The 19,928-nt window shown below is 36.9% G+C and carries 20 protein-coding genes; 17 read left to right on the forward strand and 3 right to left on the reverse strand.

What is annotated here, in order from left to right:
* Window positions 1-79: 79 nt before the first annotated feature.
* The 9 genes from udk to AC4BD1_RS00830 all read left to right on the forward strand — a co-directional run bounded on the left by udk (window position 80) and on the right by AC4BD1_RS00830 (window position 7,809).
* Window positions 80-709: a uridine kinase gene (udk, locus tag AC4BD1_RS00790; RefSeq protein ID WP_067483384.1), complete on the forward strand. Its 630-nt coding sequence runs from the start codon at window positions 80-82 to the stop codon at window positions 707-709.
* Window positions 710-851: 142 nt separating this feature from the next.
* A complete protein-coding gene (locus AC4BD1_RS00795) occupies window positions 852-1,451 on the forward strand; it encodes a TVP38/TMEM64 family protein (protein ID WP_490485681.1) in 600 nt (199 codons plus the stop codon).
* Between the two features lie 55 nt (window positions 1,452-1,506).
* On the forward strand, window positions 1,507-2,007 hold the full coding sequence (locus AC4BD1_RS00800; RefSeq protein ID WP_206907384.1) for a GNAT family N-acetyltransferase: 501 nt from the start codon (window positions 1,507-1,509) through the stop codon (window positions 2,005-2,007).
* A 324-nt stretch (window positions 2,008-2,331) separates the two neighbouring features.
* Window positions 2,332-3,705 (forward strand): hypothetical protein, encoded by a 1,374-nt coding sequence (locus tag AC4BD1_RS00805; protein WP_490466711.1) that lies wholly within the window; start codon window positions 2,332-2,334, stop codon window positions 3,703-3,705.
* Complete coding sequence (locus AC4BD1_RS00810; protein ID WP_490466712.1) at window positions 3,689-4,138, forward strand: YaiI/YqxD family protein; 450 nt, start codon at window positions 3,689-3,691, stop codon at window positions 4,136-4,138. Before AC4BD1_RS00805 ends, AC4BD1_RS00810 begins: the two co-directional genes overlap by 17 nt.
* Window positions 4,139-4,398: 260 nt before the next feature.
* Window positions 4,399-5,475: a D-alanine--D-alanine ligase gene (locus AC4BD1_RS00815; RefSeq protein WP_206907389.1), complete on the forward strand. Its 1,077-nt coding sequence runs from the start codon at window positions 4,399-4,401 to the stop codon at window positions 5,473-5,475.
* A gap of 108 nt (window positions 5,476-5,583) precedes the next feature.
* Window positions 5,584-6,933 carry a UDP-N-acetylmuramoyl-tripeptide--D-alanyl-D-alanine ligase gene (locus AC4BD1_RS00820; RefSeq protein ID WP_490485682.1) on the forward strand — a complete coding sequence of 450 codons (1,350 nt, stop codon included), beginning with the start codon at window positions 5,584-5,586 and terminating at the stop codon, window positions 6,931-6,933.
* 139 nt (window positions 6,934-7,072) lie between these two features.
* A complete protein-coding gene (locus AC4BD1_RS00825; RefSeq protein WP_490466714.1) occupies window positions 7,073-7,546 on the forward strand; it encodes a DUF2975 domain-containing protein in 474 nt (157 codons plus the stop codon).
* Window positions 7,547-7,599: 53 nt separating this feature from the next.
* Window positions 7,600-7,809: a helix-turn-helix domain-containing protein gene (locus tag AC4BD1_RS00830; RefSeq protein ID WP_206907395.1), complete on the forward strand. Its 210-nt coding sequence runs from the start codon at window positions 7,600-7,602 to the stop codon at window positions 7,807-7,809.
* A 37-nt stretch (window positions 7,810-7,846) separates the two neighbouring features.
* Here AC4BD1_RS00830 and AC4BD1_RS00835 read toward each other — a convergent pair whose 3' ends face one another.
* Window positions 7,847-8,137: a hypothetical protein gene (locus AC4BD1_RS00835; RefSeq protein WP_490466715.1), complete on the reverse strand. Its 291-nt coding sequence runs from the start codon at window positions 8,135-8,137 to the stop codon at window positions 7,847-7,849.
* A gap of 443 nt (window positions 8,138-8,580) precedes the next feature.
* Between AC4BD1_RS00835 and cshA the strand changes: the two genes are divergently transcribed.
* The 4 genes from cshA (at window position 8,581) to AC4BD1_RS00855 (ending at window position 12,086) form a co-directional block, all read left to right on the forward strand.
* Window positions 8,581-10,095: a degradosome RNA helicase CshA gene (cshA, locus tag AC4BD1_RS00840; protein WP_206907399.1), complete on the forward strand. Its 1,515-nt coding sequence runs from the start codon at window positions 8,581-8,583 to the stop codon at window positions 10,093-10,095.
* A gap of 130 nt (window positions 10,096-10,225) precedes the next feature.
* Window positions 10,226-10,576: a holo-ACP synthase gene (gene acpS, locus AC4BD1_RS00845; protein WP_206907401.1), complete on the forward strand. Its 351-nt coding sequence runs from the start codon at window positions 10,226-10,228 to the stop codon at window positions 10,574-10,576.
* 15 nt (window positions 10,577-10,591) lie between these two features.
* Window positions 10,592-11,713 carry an alanine racemase gene (alr, locus tag AC4BD1_RS00850; protein ID WP_206907403.1) on the forward strand — a complete coding sequence of 374 codons (1,122 nt, stop codon included), beginning with the start codon at window positions 10,592-10,594 and terminating at the stop codon, window positions 11,711-11,713.
* A gap of 10 nt (window positions 11,714-11,723) precedes the next feature.
* Complete coding sequence (locus AC4BD1_RS00855) at window positions 11,724-12,086, forward strand: type II toxin-antitoxin system PemK/MazF family toxin (RefSeq protein WP_206907405.1); 363 nt, start codon at window positions 11,724-11,726, stop codon at window positions 12,084-12,086.
* Between the two features lie 295 nt (window positions 12,087-12,381).
* On the opposite strand, the gene rpsN is transcribed toward AC4BD1_RS00855, so the two are convergent.
* Complete coding sequence (gene rpsN, locus AC4BD1_RS00860) at window positions 12,382-12,651, reverse strand: 30S ribosomal protein S14 (RefSeq protein ID WP_206907413.1); 270 nt, start codon at window positions 12,649-12,651, stop codon at window positions 12,382-12,384.
* A 183-nt stretch (window positions 12,652-12,834) separates the two neighbouring features.
* On the opposite strand from rpsN, the gene AC4BD1_RS00865 reads away from it, so the two are divergent.
* The 4 genes from AC4BD1_RS00865 to AC4BD1_RS00880 all read left to right on the forward strand — a co-directional run bounded on the left by AC4BD1_RS00865 (window position 12,835) and on the right by AC4BD1_RS00880 (window position 19,170).
* Window positions 12,835-13,779, forward strand: a complete 945-nt coding sequence (locus tag AC4BD1_RS00865) for a quinone oxidoreductase family protein (RefSeq protein WP_490485683.1) — start codon at window positions 12,835-12,837, stop codon at window positions 13,777-13,779.
* Between the two features lie 30 nt (window positions 13,780-13,809).
* Entirely contained in the window at window positions 13,810-14,124 is a 315-nt protein-coding gene (locus tag AC4BD1_RS00870) for a hypothetical protein (protein WP_206907417.1), read from the forward strand.
* 307 nt (window positions 14,125-14,431) lie between these two features.
* Window positions 14,432-17,137, forward strand: coding sequence for a YhgE/Pip domain-containing protein (locus AC4BD1_RS00875; RefSeq protein WP_490485684.1), 2,706 nt, complete (start codon window positions 14,432-14,434; stop codon window positions 17,135-17,137).
* A gap of 209 nt (window positions 17,138-17,346) precedes the next feature.
* On the forward strand, window positions 17,347-19,170 hold the full coding sequence (locus AC4BD1_RS00880; protein ID WP_206907420.1) for an amino acid permease: 1,824 nt from the start codon (window positions 17,347-17,349) through the stop codon (window positions 19,168-19,170).
* 97 nt (window positions 19,171-19,267) lie between these two features.
* On the opposite strand, the gene AC4BD1_RS00885 is transcribed toward AC4BD1_RS00880, so the two are convergent.
* Entirely contained in the window at window positions 19,268-19,918 is a 651-nt protein-coding gene (locus AC4BD1_RS00885) for an ABC transporter permease (RefSeq protein WP_206907451.1), read from the reverse strand.
* Between the last annotated feature and the right edge of the window lie 10 nt (window positions 19,919-19,928).

The following is a 19,928-nucleotide window of genomic DNA, read 5'->3' on the forward strand; positions in this document are numbered from 1 at the left end:
AGAAAAATCGTAGCATTTTCATATTTTTCCGCTATAATAGATAGGAATGAAAAATAGGATATGAAAGAGGTTTTAGTTAATGACAAAAAGCAAGCCAATTATCATTGGTGTGACGGGCGGATCAGGAAGCGGAAAAACGAGCGTCAGTCGTGCGATTTTTAGTAATTTCCCGGATCACTCGATCATGATGCTTGAACAAGATTCGTATTATAAAGATCAAAGTCATCTTAGTTTTGAAGAGCGGTTGAACACAAACTATGACCACCCATTTGCTTTTGATAACGACTTACTAATTGAGCATGTCGAAAAATTATTGAACTATGAAGCCATTGAAAAACCCGTTTATGACTATGTAGAGCATACTAGAAGTCAAGTGACGATTGTTGAAGAGCCAAAAGAAGTCATTATTCTTGAAGGAATTTTGATTTTGGAAGATGAACGTTTACGTGAGTTGATGGATATAAAATTATATGTTGATACGGATGACGATATTCGCATCATTCGTCGTATCAAACGAGACATGGAAGAACGAGGCCGTACGTTGGATTCTGTTATTGAACAATATTTAACGGTAGTGAAACCAATGTACCATCAATTTATTGAGCCAACGAAACGATATGCAGATATTATCGTTCCAGAAGGTGGCGAAAATCACGTAGCAATCGATTTGATCAATACAAAAGTGGCTAGCTTCTTAAATCATAATTAGGTACGACTTTTTACTAATAGCAGTTGGCTGAATCAATATTTCCGGTTGAGTTTTGACTAGAAGATTCAGCAGCTGCTTTTTTCTGTGGAACTTTTTCTAAAAACGTAGGTATGAGAAAATTTAAGAGAGATGGAGACTTGCTATGGAAAATTATCGATCAGCAATTCGGCGAATCATTCAGTTTTTACCTATAGTTGGTTTTAGCTTGTTTTTCATACTTGCCATCTATGCGTATCGCCATGGAATTTTTCAATCAACGGATTCGTTACAAGTATTTATTCAACAATTTGGTCAATATGCTGTATTGATTTTTATTTTGTTACAAATTATCCAAGTAATCATTCCTATTCTGCCCGGTGGTATTTCATCTGTTGTCGGCATGTTGATGTTTGGAACGGGATGGGGACTGGTTTATAGCTACATTGGTTTAGTGATTGGTGAAGCACTTGGCTTTTTACTTGTGCGATACTATGGCGTAAGCTTTGTTCAATTGATCCTATCACCAAAAAAATATCAAAAATTTGATCAATTATTGACCACACATACTCAAAACATCCGCCGATTTTTGATTTGGACATTGATTTTACCTTTTGCACCAGATGATCTCGTTTGCTTAGTGGCTGGTCTAACAAAAATGTCTTTTCGTGAATACATACGAATTATTTTGATTCTAAAGCCCTGGTCAGTCGGAGTGTATGGACTTCTGATGCTTTATTTATTTAGAAAAGCACAAGGTTTGTAGCATTTGTTTTTTCATGGAATAATAGCAACAACTTGTACAGAAAGGAAGTCAGTCAATGTTAGAAAAAAAGCGTGTAACAACAGAAGAAGAACTAGACCAGCTTTTACCAATCATTCATGATGTTTGGCAAGAAGCATTTGTTCCGATTATTGGTCAAGCGCAAGTGGACTACATGTTAGCTACTTATCAATCAAAAGAACAAATCCAAAAAGAATTAGGCAATGATGTGTATTATTTTTTATTGATAAAAGATGATCAACCTGTTGGGTACACAGCATATGAAAAATTCGAGTCTAGCATTTACTTAAGCAAATTATATTTATTAGCAAGTGTGCGTGGTCAAGGACTAACTTCAGCAGTTTTCGATTGGTACGAAAAACTTGCAAAAAAAGAAAAAGTATCCGAAATTTTCTTGCGTGTGAATCAAGATAACCTTCATGCAATCGACGTTTATAAACATCAAGGGTTTCAGTTGGAAGAAGAATTAATCTCAGATATTGGCGAAGGATTCCAAATGGTTGACTATAAAATGAAAAAAGAACTCGCATACCGGTGAAACTTGTGATAAAATAGTCACATGCGACGGGTCGAGAAGGTCTCTGGTTTACAGAGTGCCTAATTGATTTTGGAGGCACGCGATGTTTTTCATCACCTACCGGATGTAGGCAGTGTCGGGTAAGACTTTTGTGGAGAAGGGCTTATCTACTTGTTTATTCAAGTACCAGTTGAGGCACGACAAAATGTCGTGCCTCTTTTTTTATCAAGATGTTTGGAGTGCGACAACAGGCTGATAAAATTGGTTTGTCCACTCTTTAATGTTAAACTTGAACTAACTAAAGGTCATGAGAGTTTGTCATTGACCGTCTGAGGAGTTTTGATTATGTTAGACAGACTGAAACAAATTGGTCGTAATTTTACTGAAACCGCCCCTTTTGTTTTGAGTAATACGGTGATTTTTATTCCGTATCTTTTATTTTTGAGCTTAAATAATGGTTATGGTTGGGCAACCGTTTTACCATTTACTTTGTTTTATACCTTTCGGATGACAGGGCTATTTTTGATTCGCGGAATACATGCTGGCTTAGACAGCTATACTTTGCTGATGATCTCGCTTTTAGTTGGTGGTGCAGGCTCCCTGTTTGGCTTGTTCGGGTTATTGTCATTTCCTTTGTTCTATCTCTCGGCGATTTGCCTAGGACTTAGTGCTGCTTGGCTAGTCCCTGCAAATGTTACAGTTAACTTCCACGAAAAACAACAGGGATTTATCAATATCAAGGGCAAAAAATATGTTTATGCGTTAATTATGCTAGTACTTCTATATGAGGTTGTTCGCTTGCCGATGCCTTTGCAATTAGCGGCGACATTAGCTTTTTATACGTTACTTTATGTGATGGCTTATCATACAGTCAAACATTATCCACGGTATGAGTTAGATTTCAAAGATGTACAAAGAAATTTGGTTGAAAAGAAAGAATTGCTTTTATTTTTTGGCTTTTTCATTTCTCTTTTCTTATTGCGAACTGCGCGATTGTTGATGGACACAGCATTATTTGATGTTGCTATTTTCAGTAGTTTATTGTTGTATATTTTGATCACATTTTATTTAAGTCGCAAGAAACAGTCATGGGTGTTACCCAATTGGTTGAATTTATTAACTTTTTTAGATGGTATGATTGGTAATTTTCTGTTTTTATTTGGCACTTTTTATCTAGGGATCACTGCTGGTTTTGACCAATTAGCCACATCTCTTTATTTTCCATATATTACTGGGCTGATTTTGGCAAAGCTAGTTGGACCAGCTTTAATGAAGAAATTACCTGAAAGTCATTCGATTGCTAGTCACTGCTTAGGATTACTTATTTCATTTGGGGTATTCTTTATCCCAAATGCTTTCTCAATTGGAATATTTCTATTAAGCTTTGTTCACACATTGCTTGGTAGCAATTTAAATAAAATGTACGAACAGTTAGATGAAATTTCACCAAATCAACGTTTAATCGTGAAGTATACAACGCAAAATAAAGGGAGTTTGACCCATCAATTTTTCTTGATGGGTGTCCTACTGTTCTCAACGAAACAGTTGGGGCAACCTATACGGTTTTTATTACGAATGATAGGTACTAGGAAACAGTCCGCTGGAAGCATTCAATTATTAGAACAGGCAAAGTGGCTCAACTTAAGTATGCTGATTCTTCTGACAGTTATTGTTTATTATTTATGGAAGGAAGCGAAAAAGAATGCGACTATTCATTGATGGAGATGGCTCCCCAGTTAAAGATGATGTGATTCAAGTGGCACGATCTTTTGATTTGGAAGTCGTAATTGTAACGAGTGTCGATCACTATACGACGAAGGAGTATCCCGAAAATGTACGCTTTATTTATGTTGATCGTGGTGCAGACAGTGCAGATTATAAAATTGTTGGTTTGATCCATGCGGGTGACTTTTTAGTTACACAAGATTATGGCTTGGCTTCTCTAGTATTAGCGAAAGGTGTTCGTGTATTTCATCAAACAGGTAAAGAATTTGATGAAACAAATATTGATACCTTATTAGAACAACGTTATCATAGTAGCAAGTTAAGGAAAGCGGGTTTGCGGACAAAAGGTCCCAAACCGTTTACGCAAAAAGAGCATGAGGCTTTTGTATCTGCGTTAACTAATGCAGTGAAAGAAATTTGTAAATGAAAACATCTTTTTGTACGAAATTTTTTAATACTAATTGAATAAAATAAAAAAGATCAGGTTGGAAAATTACTTGGTCTTTTTCTTTTGGTTAGCGTAATGAGGAAAAGTAAAAAATATTTTCAAAGGTGTTTATCGTGAAAAAAATTTGAGAATGATTTTTGTCGCACTTTTTTGCAAATAAGTTGGTCGATTATTTTCATTTTGTGCTAAAATATGGAGGTAAATCACTGAATGATTTGAAAATACAGGAGGACAATCTTTTGAAGATTACTTTACTATATGGTGGACGTAGTGCAGAACACGACGTATCTATTCTTTCGGCGTTTTCTGTTTTAAATGCCATTTATTATGCATATTACCAAGTTCAACTCGTTTTTATTAGCAAAGATGGACAGTGGGTCAAGGGTCCTTTATTAACAGAAAAACCTGATAGCAAAGAATTGCTGCACTTGACATGGGATCCAAGTGGCAAAGTAACAGAAGGATTCACGGGAGAAGTCATTAATCCAGGTGAAATCAAAGAAGAAGGAACAATCGTTTTTCCAGTTCTTCATGGGCCAAATGGAGAAGATGGGACGATTCAAGGATTTTTGGAAACATTGAATCTACCTTACGTTGGTGCAGGTGTACTGACAAGTGCTTGTGCAATGGATAAGATTATGACGAAGTACATTTTACAAGCCGCTGGTGTACCACAAGTTCCTTATGTACCCGTATTAAAAAATCAATGGAAAGAAAATCCGAAAAAGATTTTTGATCAATGTGAAGGTTCCCTATTGTATCCAATGTTCGTCAAACCAGCAAATATGGGTTCCAGTGTTGGAATTACTAAAGCTGAAAACCGCGAAGAGCTTCAAAATGCGTTGGAGACTGCTTATCAATTTGATTCTCGTGCAATCGTAGAACAAGGAATTGAAGCGCGTGAAATCGAAGTAGCTGTTTTGGGTAACGAAGACGTGCGAACAACGCTACCAGGAGAAATTGTGAAAGATGTTGCTTTTTATGACTATGATGCAAAATACATTGACAATAAAATAGAAATGAAAATTCCTGCTGAAGTACCTGAAGAAGTACATCAAAAAGCGCAAGAATATGCAAAATTGGCTTATACAATGCTTGGTGGCAGTGGGTTAAGCCGTTGTGACTTCTTCTTGACAAGTAAAAATGAGTTGTTCTTAAATGAGTTAAACTCAATGCCAGGATTCACTGAATTCAGTATGTATCCTTTATTATGGGAAAACATGGGATTAAAATACGGAGATTTGATTGAGGAATTGATTCAACTGGGAATGAACCGTTTTGAACAGCGACAAGGATTTTTTGAGGCACACGAATAAAAAAGAAGGGGTGTGACAGTTACTGTCGCAACCCCTTTTTATGAATAGACAGGCGTTTTAGAAAAGAGAACTTTTTTATGAAACGACCTTTTTGAGGAGAGAAAATACATGAAGGTAACGAGTCAAGAAATCGCAGAAGCTCTTTCTAGTCAGTGCGAGAAGATCGTTGAAGTCACAAATGTTGAATTTGATAGTCGTAAAGTCACAGAAGGTAGTTTGTTCGTGCCACTTGCGGGTGCACGTGATGGCCATGAATTTATTCAACAAGCCATTGAAAATGGAGCAGTAGCTACTTTTTGGAGTTGGGATATGGCTCAAGCACCTACAGAAATTGCAGTGATTCCAGTCAAAGACACATTGAAGGCAATGCAAGAACTTTCAACATACTATTTAGCAAAAGTTGGTGCAGAAGTTATTGCAGTTACAGGGAGCAACGGAAAAACAACAACGAAAGACTTGACTGCTTCTGTTTTAGCTCAACGATACCGGACGTATAAAACACAAGGGAACTATAACAATAACATTGGCTTACCCTATACTATTTTGCATATGCCTGAAGAAACAGAAAAATTAGTTTTAGAAATGGGGATGGATCATGCGAATGAAATCACGGAGTTATCTCAAATGGCACAGCCAAAAGTTGCTGCAATCACTATGATTGGGGAAGCCCATATTGAAAATCTTGGTTCGCGTGAAGGAATTGCAAAAGCAAAAATGGAAATCGTTGATGGTTTGGCAAAAAATGGTTTGTTCATTATTCCAGCGAATGAGCCATTATTGCAACCACTAATTAAGAATCTACCACAGAAAGTAACAACATTTGGGCTTTCGGAAGGCGACATACAAGGAGAGGTAACAAAGGAAGAAAAAACAGCTACGACATTTAAAGTAGCGGACGAATCATTCACGATACCACTACCAGGGAGTTATAATGTAACGAATGCGTTGATTGCTTACACGATCGGTCGTTTCTTTGATCTATCAATTGAAGAAATTCGCCAAGGTTTGACGACAGTTGCAATCACGCAAAATCGAACGGAATGGTTAACAGCTGGAAATGGTGCAGCGATTTTGAGCGATGTTTATAATGCAAATCCAACAGCGATGGGATTAGTTTTAGAAACTTTCCAAAACTTACCAACTAATGGACACCGTTTCGCAGTTCTTGCTGATATGCTAGAACTTGGTCCTGACTCGCCAACAATGCACGCCCAAATGAATGAACATATTGACCCTGATAAATTTGCAGGAATCTTTTTATATGGTAGTCAAATGAAACATTTACGTGATGCACTGCAAGCAAGTAGTGAACTACCTGTTTTTTATTTTGAAAAAGATAAGCAAGCTTTGATTCAAGAAATTGAAACGCAATTGGAAGCAGAAGACAGTATTGTTTTAAAAGGAAGTAATGGAATGGGCTTATACGAAGTGGTCGAAAGATTACAAAAGTTCAATTAAATTTATGGTTACAGCATGGGTACGAGAAATCGTACTCTTTTTTGTTTAAATTTTTATTGCTTTTCGATGTATCTATATTGCTTAACGATATATAGAAGACGATACTATTTTTATCTTAAAAATAGAGAGGTTTGTATTTATGAAGGCAAAAACAACTTTTTTAAAATTTATTTTAGCTGGCTTAGTAGCATTTATTTTGTTTCTCAGCTTTTTACTAACGATGGGACTGCTGTTTTCAATCAATGAGCGCTCAGTTTTTCCACAGCAAATACTTGCTAGCATTTCACTTTATTTGTCAGCGATTGCTTCACTTTTAATCATTTATTATATGTATCGCATGCTAGGTTTGGTCGATAGCAACACTGCATTTTCAGCGATGAGTCTGGTATATGTCCATACAATTTTTCGTTTAGCACTTATAGAATTCATTGTGCTCACGGGAACATTGCCTTTTGCTTATTTTATTGCAGATAATGATGATGCTCCAGGTGTAATGATCATTGGTTTGGGCATGTTGATCATTCCTTTGGCAGTAGCTACTTTCGTTTCGATTATCGAAAAGCTTCTTAAAAATGCAATTGAGTTGAAGTTAGATAGTGAGTTAACTATCTAGTAGGTAGAGAGAATGCTAAATTTCTTAACTAAACTGAAGAGGTGTGAATAAAGATGATAAAAGTGAATCTTGATATCATGTTAGTCAAACGAAATATGAGTGTTACAGAATTGGCTGAGCAAGTAGGAATCACCCAAGCAAACATGTCCATTTTAAAAACAGGTAAAGCCAAAGCAATTCGTTTTTCAACACTTGAAAAAATTTGTCAGGTATTATCGTGCCAACCCGCTGATTTATTGGAATATGTTGATGAAACGTCATAGAAAGATTGCTTTCCAATAAAAAAGCTTCTAGAAAAGTCTAGAAGCCTGAAAGATAACCAAATTGATTCAATAAAAAAATAATTAACGCAGCTAAATTACCTAGAAAAGATAAAATAATCAGTGCAAAAGGAATCGTCCAGATCGTATACCAGCCACCATCGTAACTTGGGCGAGAACGCTTGCCTTTGTAACTAAGCAAAGAAATCAAAGTTAATCCGAAAAGAAACAATTGAATAAAAATTGCTAATGGTAAGGGATAAGTTTGATTGACAATAGCAAAGTAATTGAAAAACGTACCAATACCTGTCAGCAGTGCAAGAAGTAGCATAAATGAGATCTCCTTTCAGTTTTCATGAATTATAGCAAAGAAAAAAGGAAAGAAGTTCATTTATTTTATGTTAGCTAAATTCGTTTTGTAAAAAAGAATTTTCTTGATTGAAATAAAAACTGGAAACTTGCAGAAAACAAGATATTATGGTAGAATAACCTATTGCCGAAAGATGAAGATAAATTGGACTGACTTTGAATGTCGTTGCATCCAGAGATCAGATGTCATAACAATGATAAAGCTGAACGTGACCCGTTTGGCTTTTCTAATGCCTAACTAAACTTCGCAAAGTGATTTTTCGGTGGTGTCACAGCGGCTCTGCGCGTAAATAGTTATAGTGGCCACTGTCAAAAAGAGAACGACTTCACTTTGACCGAACAAATCGACGGGGTAGCAAAAAAGAAGCTACATCCTCAGTTAACAACCATATTAGGAGGATTCATTTGAAATTTAAAGAATTAGAATTATCACCAGAATTATTGAAATCAGTTGAACGTGCTGGTTTTGAAGAAGCAACACCGATCCAATCGGAAACAATTCCTTTAGCATTAGCTGGGAAAGACGTTATTGGTCAAGCACAAACAGGTACTGGTAAAACAGCTGCCTTTGGACTACCAATGCTAGAAAAAATCGACCCTCAACGCCATGAATTACAAGGTTTAGTTATTTCACCAACACGTGAGTTAGCTATCCAAACACAAGAAGAACTTTATCGTTTAGGTCGCGATAAAAAAATTCGTGTACAAGCTGTTTACGGCGGAGCAGATATCGGCCGTCAAATCCGTGGCTTAAAAGATCGCCCACATATCGTTGTTGGAACACCAGGACGTATGTTAGATCATATCAACCGTCACACATTGAAATTAGGAACTGTTCAAACATTAGTTTTAGATGAAGCAGATGAAATGTTAAATATGGGCTTCTTGGAAGATATTGAAAAAATCATTTCAACTGTTCCAGAAGAACGCCAAACATTATTATTCTCTGCAACAATGCCACCAGCAATCAAAAACATTGGTGTCAAATTCATGAAAAATCCAACACACGTAAAAATCAAAGCAAAAGAAATGACAGCTGATTTGATTGATCAATATTATGTACGTGCCAAAGAATATGAAAAATTTGATATCATGACTCGTTTATTTGATGTTCAAAAACCTGAATTAACAATTGTGTTTGGTCGTACAAAACGCCGTGTAGATGAATTAGCTCGTGGATTAGAAGCACGTGGCTATCGCGCAGAAGGAATTCACGGTGATTTATCACAACAAAAACGTATGAGCGTGTTACGTTCATTCAAGAGTGGTCATTTAGATATTTTAGTGGCAACTGACGTAGCTGCCCGTGGATTAGATATCTCTGGTGTTACACATGTGTACAACTACGATATCCCTCAAGATCCAGAAAGTTATGTTCACCGTATTGGACGTACAGGACGCGCAGGTAAAGGCGGAATGTCAGTTACTTTCGTTACCCCAAACGAAATGGGTTACTTACATGTAATTGAAAACTTAACGAAAAAACGTATGACTGCTTTGCGTCCACCAACTGAAAAAGAAGCATTTAAAGGCCAATTAGGCGCGGCTTTTGATGAAGTTGAAGCAAAACTTGAAGAAAATGGCTTGGATAAATACTTACAACCAGCAGATAAGTTGTTAGAAAAATATTCAGCACAAGACTTAGCAGCATTATTATTAAAAACTGTTGCAAAAGATCCTTCAGATGCTATTCCAGTAAAAATCACACCAGAACGACCATTACCATCTCAGAAAAAAGGATTCAACAAAAATGGTAAACGTGGTGGCGGCAATAATCGTAATCGTCGAGGCGAAGGCGGAAATTACCGTGGAAATAAATCTAAAGGCGGATATAACAAAAATAACGGAAATCACAAAGACGGTGGCCGTCGTCAAAATGATAAAAAACGTGGATTTGTCATCCGTTCAAACAACGATTAAAAAAACAAATGAAAGCTTCTCTTATCTTAAGAGAAGCTTTCATTTTTGTTATATATATACTTAATTGTGGCAAAATGACAGGAATTTGGTAGAATGAGATTGTTCTAAATTTGATGAAGAGAGAAGATAGATGATAAAAGGGATTGGAATCGACGCAGTTGAACTACCCAGGATTGCTAAAATTATTCAAGAAAAAACAAATTTTATTGATCGTGTACTGACAGTCAATGAGATTGAATTGTTTCGTGCATTACCTTTTCATCGCCAAGTAGAATTTTTAGGTGGGCGTTATGCATGTAAAGAAGCTTTTTCAAAAGCTTGGGGTACAGGAATCGGTAAAGTAACGTTTCAAGAAATTGAAATTTTAAAAGATGTGCTAGGCCAGCCAATCGTCACACAGTCACCACATCAAGGAACTGTTTGGGTAAGTATTACACACACAGATGAATTGGCATTTGCACAAATTATTTTGGAAGAATAGAAAGAAGGAAAGAAAATGGTTGTCGCTTGGAATCGTCCGACAAAAGCAATTATACATACACAAGCTATTACAGAAAACGTGGCAAATGAATTGGCTAGACTTCCAAAGGGGAAAGAATTATTTGCAGTTGTAAAAGCAAATGGTTATGGACATGGTGCGATTGAAACGGCACATGCAGCGATTGCAGGAGGTGCTACGGGTTTTTGCGTAGCTAACTTAGATGAAGGGATAGAATTAAGAGGAGCTGGATTCACCCAACCAATTCTAGTCTTGAATATGATTCCTTTTTCAGCAATCGAATTAGCTATTAATAATGATTTAGCAGTAACAGTGGGTACAAAAGAATGGCTGGACGATGCAAAAGAGTATTTTTCAGAACATGCAATCGAAGGACAGTTGAAACTTCATTTAAAAGCAGATACGGGAATGGGGCGTATTGGCTTTTTAACACCGAAGGAAGTCAGAGAAGCAGTTGAATTTGTTCAGAAGACACCCTATTTCGAGTGGGAAGGACTATTTACCCATTTCTCTACTGCTGACCAAGAAGATGCTACTTATTGGAATTTACAAAAAAATCGTTTTTTAGCTGTCCTTGAAGAATTACCAGAGCTACCTCGCTATGTGCATGTCAGTAACAGTGCGACAGCTTTGTGGCACGATGAATCGATTGGAAACATGATTCGCTACGGAATTGCGATGTATGGATTGAATCCATCTGGGCATGCGTTACCAGAAGTTTATCCATTACAACCAGCACTTGAGCTTGTTTCTGAATTGATTCAAGTGAAAGAATTAGCTGCTAATGAAGGAATTGGTTATGGTGAAACCTACATCACACCAAAACCTGAATGGATTGGAACAGTACCCATTGGTTACGCAGATGGTTGGTTAAGAAAGATGCAAGGATTTTCTTTATTAGTTGATGGGAAATTTTGTGAAACAGTTGGGCGAGTTTGTATGGATCAATTGATGGTTCGCTTACCTTATAAATTACCTGTAGGAACAACTGTGACTCTGATTGGAAAAAATCAAGATCAGGTGATTGCTATGCAAGATGTAGCGGATCAATTAGAAACAATCCATTATGAAGTAGCTTGTACACTAGGAACACGGATACCAAGAGAATATCAAAAATAAGGAGGGTCCTATGGTAAAAAGAGGAGATATTTACTTTGCTGATCTTTCTCCAGTCGTGGGATCAGAACAAGGCGGAACGCGTCCTGTGCTGATTATTCAAAATAATTTAGGAAACCATTTTAGTCCAACGGTAATCGTAGCAGCAATTACTGCAAAAATGGCGAAACCTAAATTGCCCACACATATAGGGATCAAAGCAACGGGAACGGGTATAGACCGAGACTCCGTCATTTTATTAGAACAAATTCGAACTATTGATAAATCAAGATTGAAAGAAAAAGTGTGTCACTTAGATCGGGAAATTATGCAAGATGTCGATCGTGCACTAAAAATCAGTGTTGGTGTGGAGGCAATTGCTCCAGTATCAAATTAACGATGATGTGACTTGCCTGAATGAAATTTAGTCGATATGTAGCAGCTCTGACTAACTTGATAAATTATATTTACATAGAGAAAAGCAGTGTTCGCAAACAATTGTGATATGAAGGCAAAAAAAAGGAAGACTCAAACGAAATTTCGTTTGAGTCTTCCTTTTTTATCTCTTAGCGACTTTAGTCATTTTTCTTTGTAAAGGATGCAAAACAATCCGTTAATTGTTTGAGTAAAAAATGCCTTTTCTTTTTTATGCGACAGCAACCTTCAATTAATTCAACGGTGAATTCTAGAAATTACCAGCTGGCTTTTTTGACGCCGGGAATTAATCCTTTATGAGCTAATTCACGGAATTTCACGCGAGACATTCCGAATTTACGCATGTACCCGCGTGGGCGACCATCAATTAAGTCACGGTTTTTCAAACGTTCTGGGCGCGCATCTAAAGGTAGCTTACGCAATCCTTCATAATCATGGCTTGCTTTTAATTCTTGTCGTACTGCTGCATAACGTTCAATCGTTGCTTGCTGTTTCTTTGCTTTTGCGATTTTTGATTTTTTTGCCATTGTGTTTCCTCCAATTGTTTAAAATTTATTTTTATTTTGATATAAATCGTAATTGTTACGATTATGAGATGTCCGTTCATAATTTAGCACGTCTGACTAAAAAAAACAACTAATTTTACTCATACACTTTTTTTGTAAAAAATAGCACTTCCTCGTAAACTAATAAAGAGGAGTGTGACAACTATGAAAAGATTTGCGATAAAAGAGTATGGTTTAGCACAAGATGTATTTGGAGAAATTGATGCGAGTCCGCGAGAAGTAAAAGAGGGCCACCTTCGAGTAGCGTTAAAAGCATTTAGCATCAACCCATATGATGTATCTCTTCGACTTGGAAACATGAAAGAGGTTCGTGCGTTAAAGTTTCCTTATGTTTTAGGAAATGATGGTGCTGGAGTGATAACTGAAGTTGCCTCAGACGTGACTGATTTTGCTGTTGGTGATCGAGTAGTTGTCCACGCAGTTGGTGGAACTTATGGGGAAGAGATTGTTGTTCCCGCCAAAAAAGTGGCAAAGCTTCCTGATCAAATGGACTGGGCGCAAGCATCAGGTATGGTGACAACAGGATTGACTGCGTATAATTTATTGACACATTTACTTGATGTTCAGCCAACGGATGTTGTGATGATTGAAGGGGCTTCTGGCGGTGTTGGTTCAAGTTTGGTCCAATTATTGCATGCTAAGGGAATCAAAGTATTAGCGAGTGCTTCCAAAAGAAATGAAGAAAAAGTGCGTGCACTTGGGGTATCAGAATTTGCTGCTTACGATCAAGAAGATGCAGGAGAACGTTTTGCTAACCAAGCAGATGTTGTCGTTGATGCAACGAAAGGTAGCAGACGTGGGATTTCAGGTATCAAGATTATGAAACCAGGAGGTCGCTATGTCGCGTTGACGCAACTACCAGATTTAGAGCTACGGGAGAAAAAAAGTGGCTTTTATGAATCATTTGTTCCCAGAAAAGAATATCAGGACCAAGAAGCATTTTCTTATTTATTACGAGAATATGAAAAAGGAACATTCAGTGTACCTATCAGCCAACTATTGCCAGCAACATTAGAGAATGTCATCCAAGCACATCAGTTAATGGAAGGACATCCTCCTGCTGGAAAAATTGTGTTAACACTTGCTTAATTATGCTATACTTTCGCATGAGGTGAGAGGATGAATGAAAATTGGCAAGAAATCAAGCAACAGTTAACTGAAAAAGAATGGCTAACGGATGGTTATTATCGTTTACGTAAGCAAGGCGAATATTATGAATTTGCTTTTTTACAACCAGGCGCCTGTGGTGATTTCATGTATCATCCGCAAATCACTGTTCAAGAAATAGCAAATGAGCCAGTACCAATCAAATATTTTGACAATGGTAGCTCTCCTGTCCAAGCTTTCGTAAGTGACGAAAGGAATCAGCAACAGCTAAATGGATTATTTGAGCAATTGATGCAAACTTATCTTGAAGAAAAAAGAGGTAATTGATTTTTACTTCTGTCAGAAATTTTTAAGTGAGGACAAAACAGGAAAAAAGTTTTGTCCTCACTTTCTTATGTTTGTCAAAAAGATTTCGTTTACTAAGGCTAAAGTTTTATCATAAAATTATCATTCCACGTTATTTCATGATAAAGTGAAGTAAATAAAATTTAATAGTTTTTTAAGTTGTAAGAGATTACAGTTCGACAGTTGTCCTTATATGTCAAAATTCTCGCTTTTTTTGGTTAATGTTCATTGAAATCATAGAGAATTGCATGGTAAAGTAGTTCAGCTAGAAAAAAAGAAGGGGAAAATTATGGGATCAATCAAAAATACATTCAAACTTTACTTACTTGATTGGAAACGAATCTTTAAAAACCCGATTGCGACACTTCTGATTATCGCTATTATGATTATCCCTTCACTGTACGCATGGTTTAATATCAAAGCTTTGTGGGATCCATATGGAAATACTGGGGAATTACCAATTGCCGTATACAGTGCGGATAAGCCAGTTGAATTTCAAGGAAAAGAAGTAGCTATTGGGAAAGAAGTAATAAAGTCACTACACAAAAATGACCAGCTGGGTTGGCAATTTGTTGACTCAAAAGCTGAATTAGAATCTGGCGTTCGTTCAGGAAAATATTATGCAGGTATTTATTTGCCAACTGATTTTTCTGAAGACTTGTTAAGTTTTACTAGTGGGGACATCAGGAAACCAAAAATCGAATACACTGTTAATGAAAAAATCAACGCGATTGCGCCGAAAATCACTGATAAAGGTGCAAGTTCGATTCAGTCACAAATTACAGAAGAATTTATTAACACAGCAAGTTCGACCTTGCTAAAAGTTTTTAACGAAATTGGTTACGATATTGATTCCAACTTAGTGAGTATCAATAAAGTAAAAGATATGATTCTTTCGACGGATGAAAACTTAGATGATATTGAAGGATACACCAAAAAAGTGCTAGAACTGCAAAGTCAGCTTCCTGGAATCAAAGAAAAACTCAACAAAGCGAATGAATTTGTTGACTATCTACCAAAAGTAGACGAAATGGGTGAAAAAGTCATTGCATTGAATGACAAGATGCCTGAACTTCAAGAACAAGCGAAGATCATTTTGGATTTACAAGAAAAAATTCCTGAAATCCAAAACGCTGGGAAGCAACTAGCGATGATCGATGAAGATTTTGCTTCAATCCAAGACACAATGAATCAAGGAATTGATGAAGCCAAACAAGGATTAGTAATCATTGGTCAAGTACAAGATGCTTTGCCTGATATCAAAAGATTAGAATCTCAGGCAAGTAATCTTGCAGCAACAACCGAAAATGGCGCGACACAATTAAAAGAGGCTGTTCCAAGTATTGTCAGCAGTGTACAAGTTACTTTGAAATCAATTGGAGAAGTTGCCACTACGACAAATTCGATTGTTGAAACAATCGAAGGAGCGATTGCAGACAACGAACTAACAGATAATGAAAAAGCAACAATTCAACAAATTTTAACCGATTTTTCTAGTAGTCTGGCTCGACAACAAGACGCAATCGACAAAGTTATCAAATTTATGCAAGATCTGCAAACAAATGCGGGAAATAATAAACTAGACGATGTGATTGCAAAACTAGGAGATATCAAAGGCTTGTTAAACAATTTGGATAAACGAGTAAATGAGTTAAGTACAGCAGTGAGAGATAATAATTTTGATCAAATCAAAGACTTATTAACCCAGATTGGAAGTATTGCTTCAAAAATCGGGGAAGCAGCAACTAATTTGAATGTTAGTGCAGTTGGCTCAACTGTTGAATCTATCTTAGATCAGTTGATTCACACGATTCAAACAGCAAATGGGGTCTTAGACAAAGCAGACCAAATTGATTTTGATTCGTTATTAAGTTCGACAAAAACAACTGTTTCAAATGCAGTTGGTATTCTAGAAAAATATCAAAAAGAAATGCCCGCCATTGGTCAAGAAGTCCATGACGCGAACACAATGTTGAATGGAAATATGAACACGATCGTTGATGGTATCAATAAAGGGGCTGACTTGTATAACAACGACTTACCAGCCGTGGCTCAAAAATTAAACACAGCTGCTGATTTTATTAAAAATGATTGGCCAACTTTGAAAGGTGAACTAACGGGTACACTGACAACGGTCAATGAAAAAATGCCAGAAGTCGAGACAGCTGTCAATGCGGCAGCAGACTTGATTACAAATGATTGGCCAAGTATCAAAGCAGGAATTGAAAAAGCTGCTGATGCTATCCGCAAAGGAGAGGAAGAAGTCGATCTTGGTGAAGTTATCAAGTTATTGAAATTAGATGCAACAAAAGAAAGTGATTTCTTTACCAAACCAGTTGAGTTAGTAACAAATCAATTGTATCCAATTGCCAATAATGGTTCAGCAAGTACACCTTTCTATACAGCACTATGTATCTGGGTTGGTGCAGTCTTGCTTTCAAGCGTAGCAACCACGGATTATTACCTTGAGAAAAAAGACAAGACAAAATTCACGAAGCGAGAACAATATGTTGCTCGAATGTTGACCTTCTTAACGATTGGTTTAGCCCAAGGATTGATTGTTGCTCTTGGGAATATCTTCTTATTGGGTGTAGACGTTCATGATCCAGTGTATAGCGTGTTATTCGCGTTATTAGTATCTTTGTCCTTCATGATGATTGTTTACGTGCTAGCGTCCTTATTTGGCAACGTAGGGAAGGGTCTGGCAATCATTATCCTCGTATTGTCAATCTCTGGTGGTGGAGGAAATTATCCAATTCAAGTTTCTGGAAAATTCTTCCAAATGATCAATCCATTTTTACCATTCACTCACGCAGTGAACTTATTGCGTGAATCAGCTGGTGGAATTTATTGGCCAACAGCAACAAATGCCATTTGGATCATGATTGGATTATTCATCGTTTTTGGCATTGTCGGAACGGCTGTTTATCCGTTTATTGAATCTAAAATGAAAAAATTACAAGAATACTCACACGAGAGCCATATCTTCCACTGAGTATTTTAGAATGAATTAGAAATTAAACTGGGATCTCTTTACTAAATGAGGTCCCAGTTTTTTAGAATGAAAAATCTTTTTGCTTTTTGGAAGATTTTTTAGGTAGCTTGTTGACTTTTATATTTGATGAGCGTACTATATCATTTTGTTTACTGTAAATTTTCGAAAATGACATTTAAAAAGGAAAAAAATGTAAAGGGGTTTAAGAGTTGGATTACTTAAAAAGGTTATTAGTAGGTAAACCGTTAAAGTCTGCCGAAAATGATGACCAAAAATTGAGTCGTTTTGCTGCATTAGCATTATTGTCTTCTGATGCACTGTCTTCGATTGCGTATGGGACAGAACAAATCGTTGTCGTGTTGGTGGCTTTATCTACTGCAGCAATTTGGTATTCATTACCTATTGCAGCATTTGTTATTATTTTACTCATTTCATTAACTTTATCTTATCGACAAATTATTCATGCTTACCCTCATGGTGGTGGGGCCTATGTGGTTAGTAGTGAAAACTTGGGGAAAAACGCCGGTCTGATTTCTGGTGGCTCATTGCTCATTGATTATATGCTGACTGTTGCGGTATCTGTTTCTGCTGGGGCAGAGGCGATAACCTCAGCGATACCTGCTTTATATGGGCATCAGGTAGGTATTTCTGTCGCAATCGTTTTACTATTGATGATGCTTAATTTGAGAGGATTACGTGAGTCAGCCTCGTTCTTGTTAGTTCCCGTCTACACTTTTATTATCGTGATTACCTTGCTGATCGTTGTTGGTTTATTCAATATTGTAACGGGGACTGTACCATTGAATGCGACTGCTTTACCAGGTGCGGCAATTCCGGGTGTCTCAATTGCTTTGATTTTACGTGCATTTTCATCTGGTTCTTCTTCACTAACTGGGGTCGAAGCAATCAGTAATGCGGTTCCCTTCTTTAAAAAACCACGGGCGAAAAACGCTGCTGGTACGTTAACGATGATGGCTGTCATCTTAGGCTTTTTCTTCGTTGGAATTACCTTCATTAACTACTGGTATGGAATTGTGCCTGAAAAAGAAGTGACGGTTTTATCTCAGATCGGTAAAGCTGTTTTTGGACAGGGTGTCTTGTATTATGTTTTACAATTTGCAACTGCTTTGATTTTAGCGGTGGCTGCGAATACTGGTTTTTCTGCGTTTCCAGTTTTAGCATTTAATTTGGCAAAAGATAAATTCATGCCACATATGTATCAAGATCGTGGTGATCGTTTAGGTTATTCAAATGGGATCATGACTTTAGCATTTGGCTCGATCATTTTGTTGTTTATTTTCCAAGGATCAACGGAACGATTGATTCCACTTTACTCGATTGGTGTATTTATTCCATTTGCTCTTTCTCAAACAGGAATGGTGGTTAAATGGCGAAAAGAAGGTAAGAAGTGGTTACAAAAATCAATTGCAAACATTGTCGGAGCGTTTATTTCTTACTCAATTATTATTATTTTGTTCATCTATCGTTTAGGGGATATTTGGCCATTCTTTATCATCATGCCAATTGTTTTGTTTGTTTTTTACAAGATTCATGGACACTACAAAAACGTGGCAGAACAGCTTCGCTTAGAAGAGGATGCTAAATTACATGATTTTAATGGAAATACAGTTTTAGTTTTAGTGGGAAATGTTACTCGTGTAAACATTGGGGCGTTGAATTACGCGCGTTCGATTGGAGACTATGTAGTGGCAATGCACGTTTCTTTAGATGAAGATGTAGCAAAGGAAAAAGAAATCGAAGCCGAATTCAAAAAACATTTTCCTGATGTACGTTTTTCTGTTGTTCATTCTTCGTATCGTTCAATTGAAAATCCAATTATTCGCTATGTGGATCTAGTAAGCAAAAACGCTGCAAAACAAAACTATACGACAACGGTATTGATTCCTCAATTTGTACCAAACCGTCGTTGGCAAAATATTTTACACAACCAAACAAGCTTACGTTTGCGTTTGCGACTTTCTTGGCGAGAAAATATTGTCATTAGTACCTATAGTTACCATCTGAAAAAATAAGTAACTGGGTGTAAAATTACTTTATCAATAAATAAAAGATGGGACAAAACGAATTTTCGTTTTGTCCCATCTTTTTTCCCATCATTTAACTAGTACGTTAAGCTTTTTTTGCCGCCGGATCTAAGCGTCGTTCTACGATACCAAGTACCCAGTCAGTAATGATTGCCATCAAAGCTGTTGGTAACGCACCTGCAAGAATGATTGAAGCTCCATCCGTTGCATTGGTTCCACGGATAATGATGTCACCGAGACCACCTGCACCAACGAATGCACCGATTGCAGTAATTCCGATTGCAACAACCAAAGCGTTACGAATTCCAGCCATAATGACCGAAACAGATAAAGGGAGTTCCACCATCATTAAACGTTGACGAGCAGTCATGCCCATTCCTTTACCGACATCCAAAATGTTTTTATCTACTTGGATCATGCCAGTATAAGTGTTCTTGATAATTGGTAATAAGGAGTATAAAAAGACAGTAACAATAACTACGTTAACGCCTAGCCCTAATCCAATCATCAAAATGGAGAGCATTGCTAAAGAGGGTACAGTTTGAATGATATTTGCTAAGCGAATAACCCAATTGGCAAGTTTGCGTTTACGAGAAATCAATATCCCGATTGGAATTGCTACAACAGCGGCGAAAAAGACACCGTAAATTGAAATCAAGAAGTGACGGATAAATTGGCTAAAGACATAGGCGCCATTTTCTTGAAAATAATAGACGAATTGTTGAAATATATTCATTTTATCCACT

It is taken from the genome of Enterococcus sp. DJ147D b (assembly GCF_058216655.1).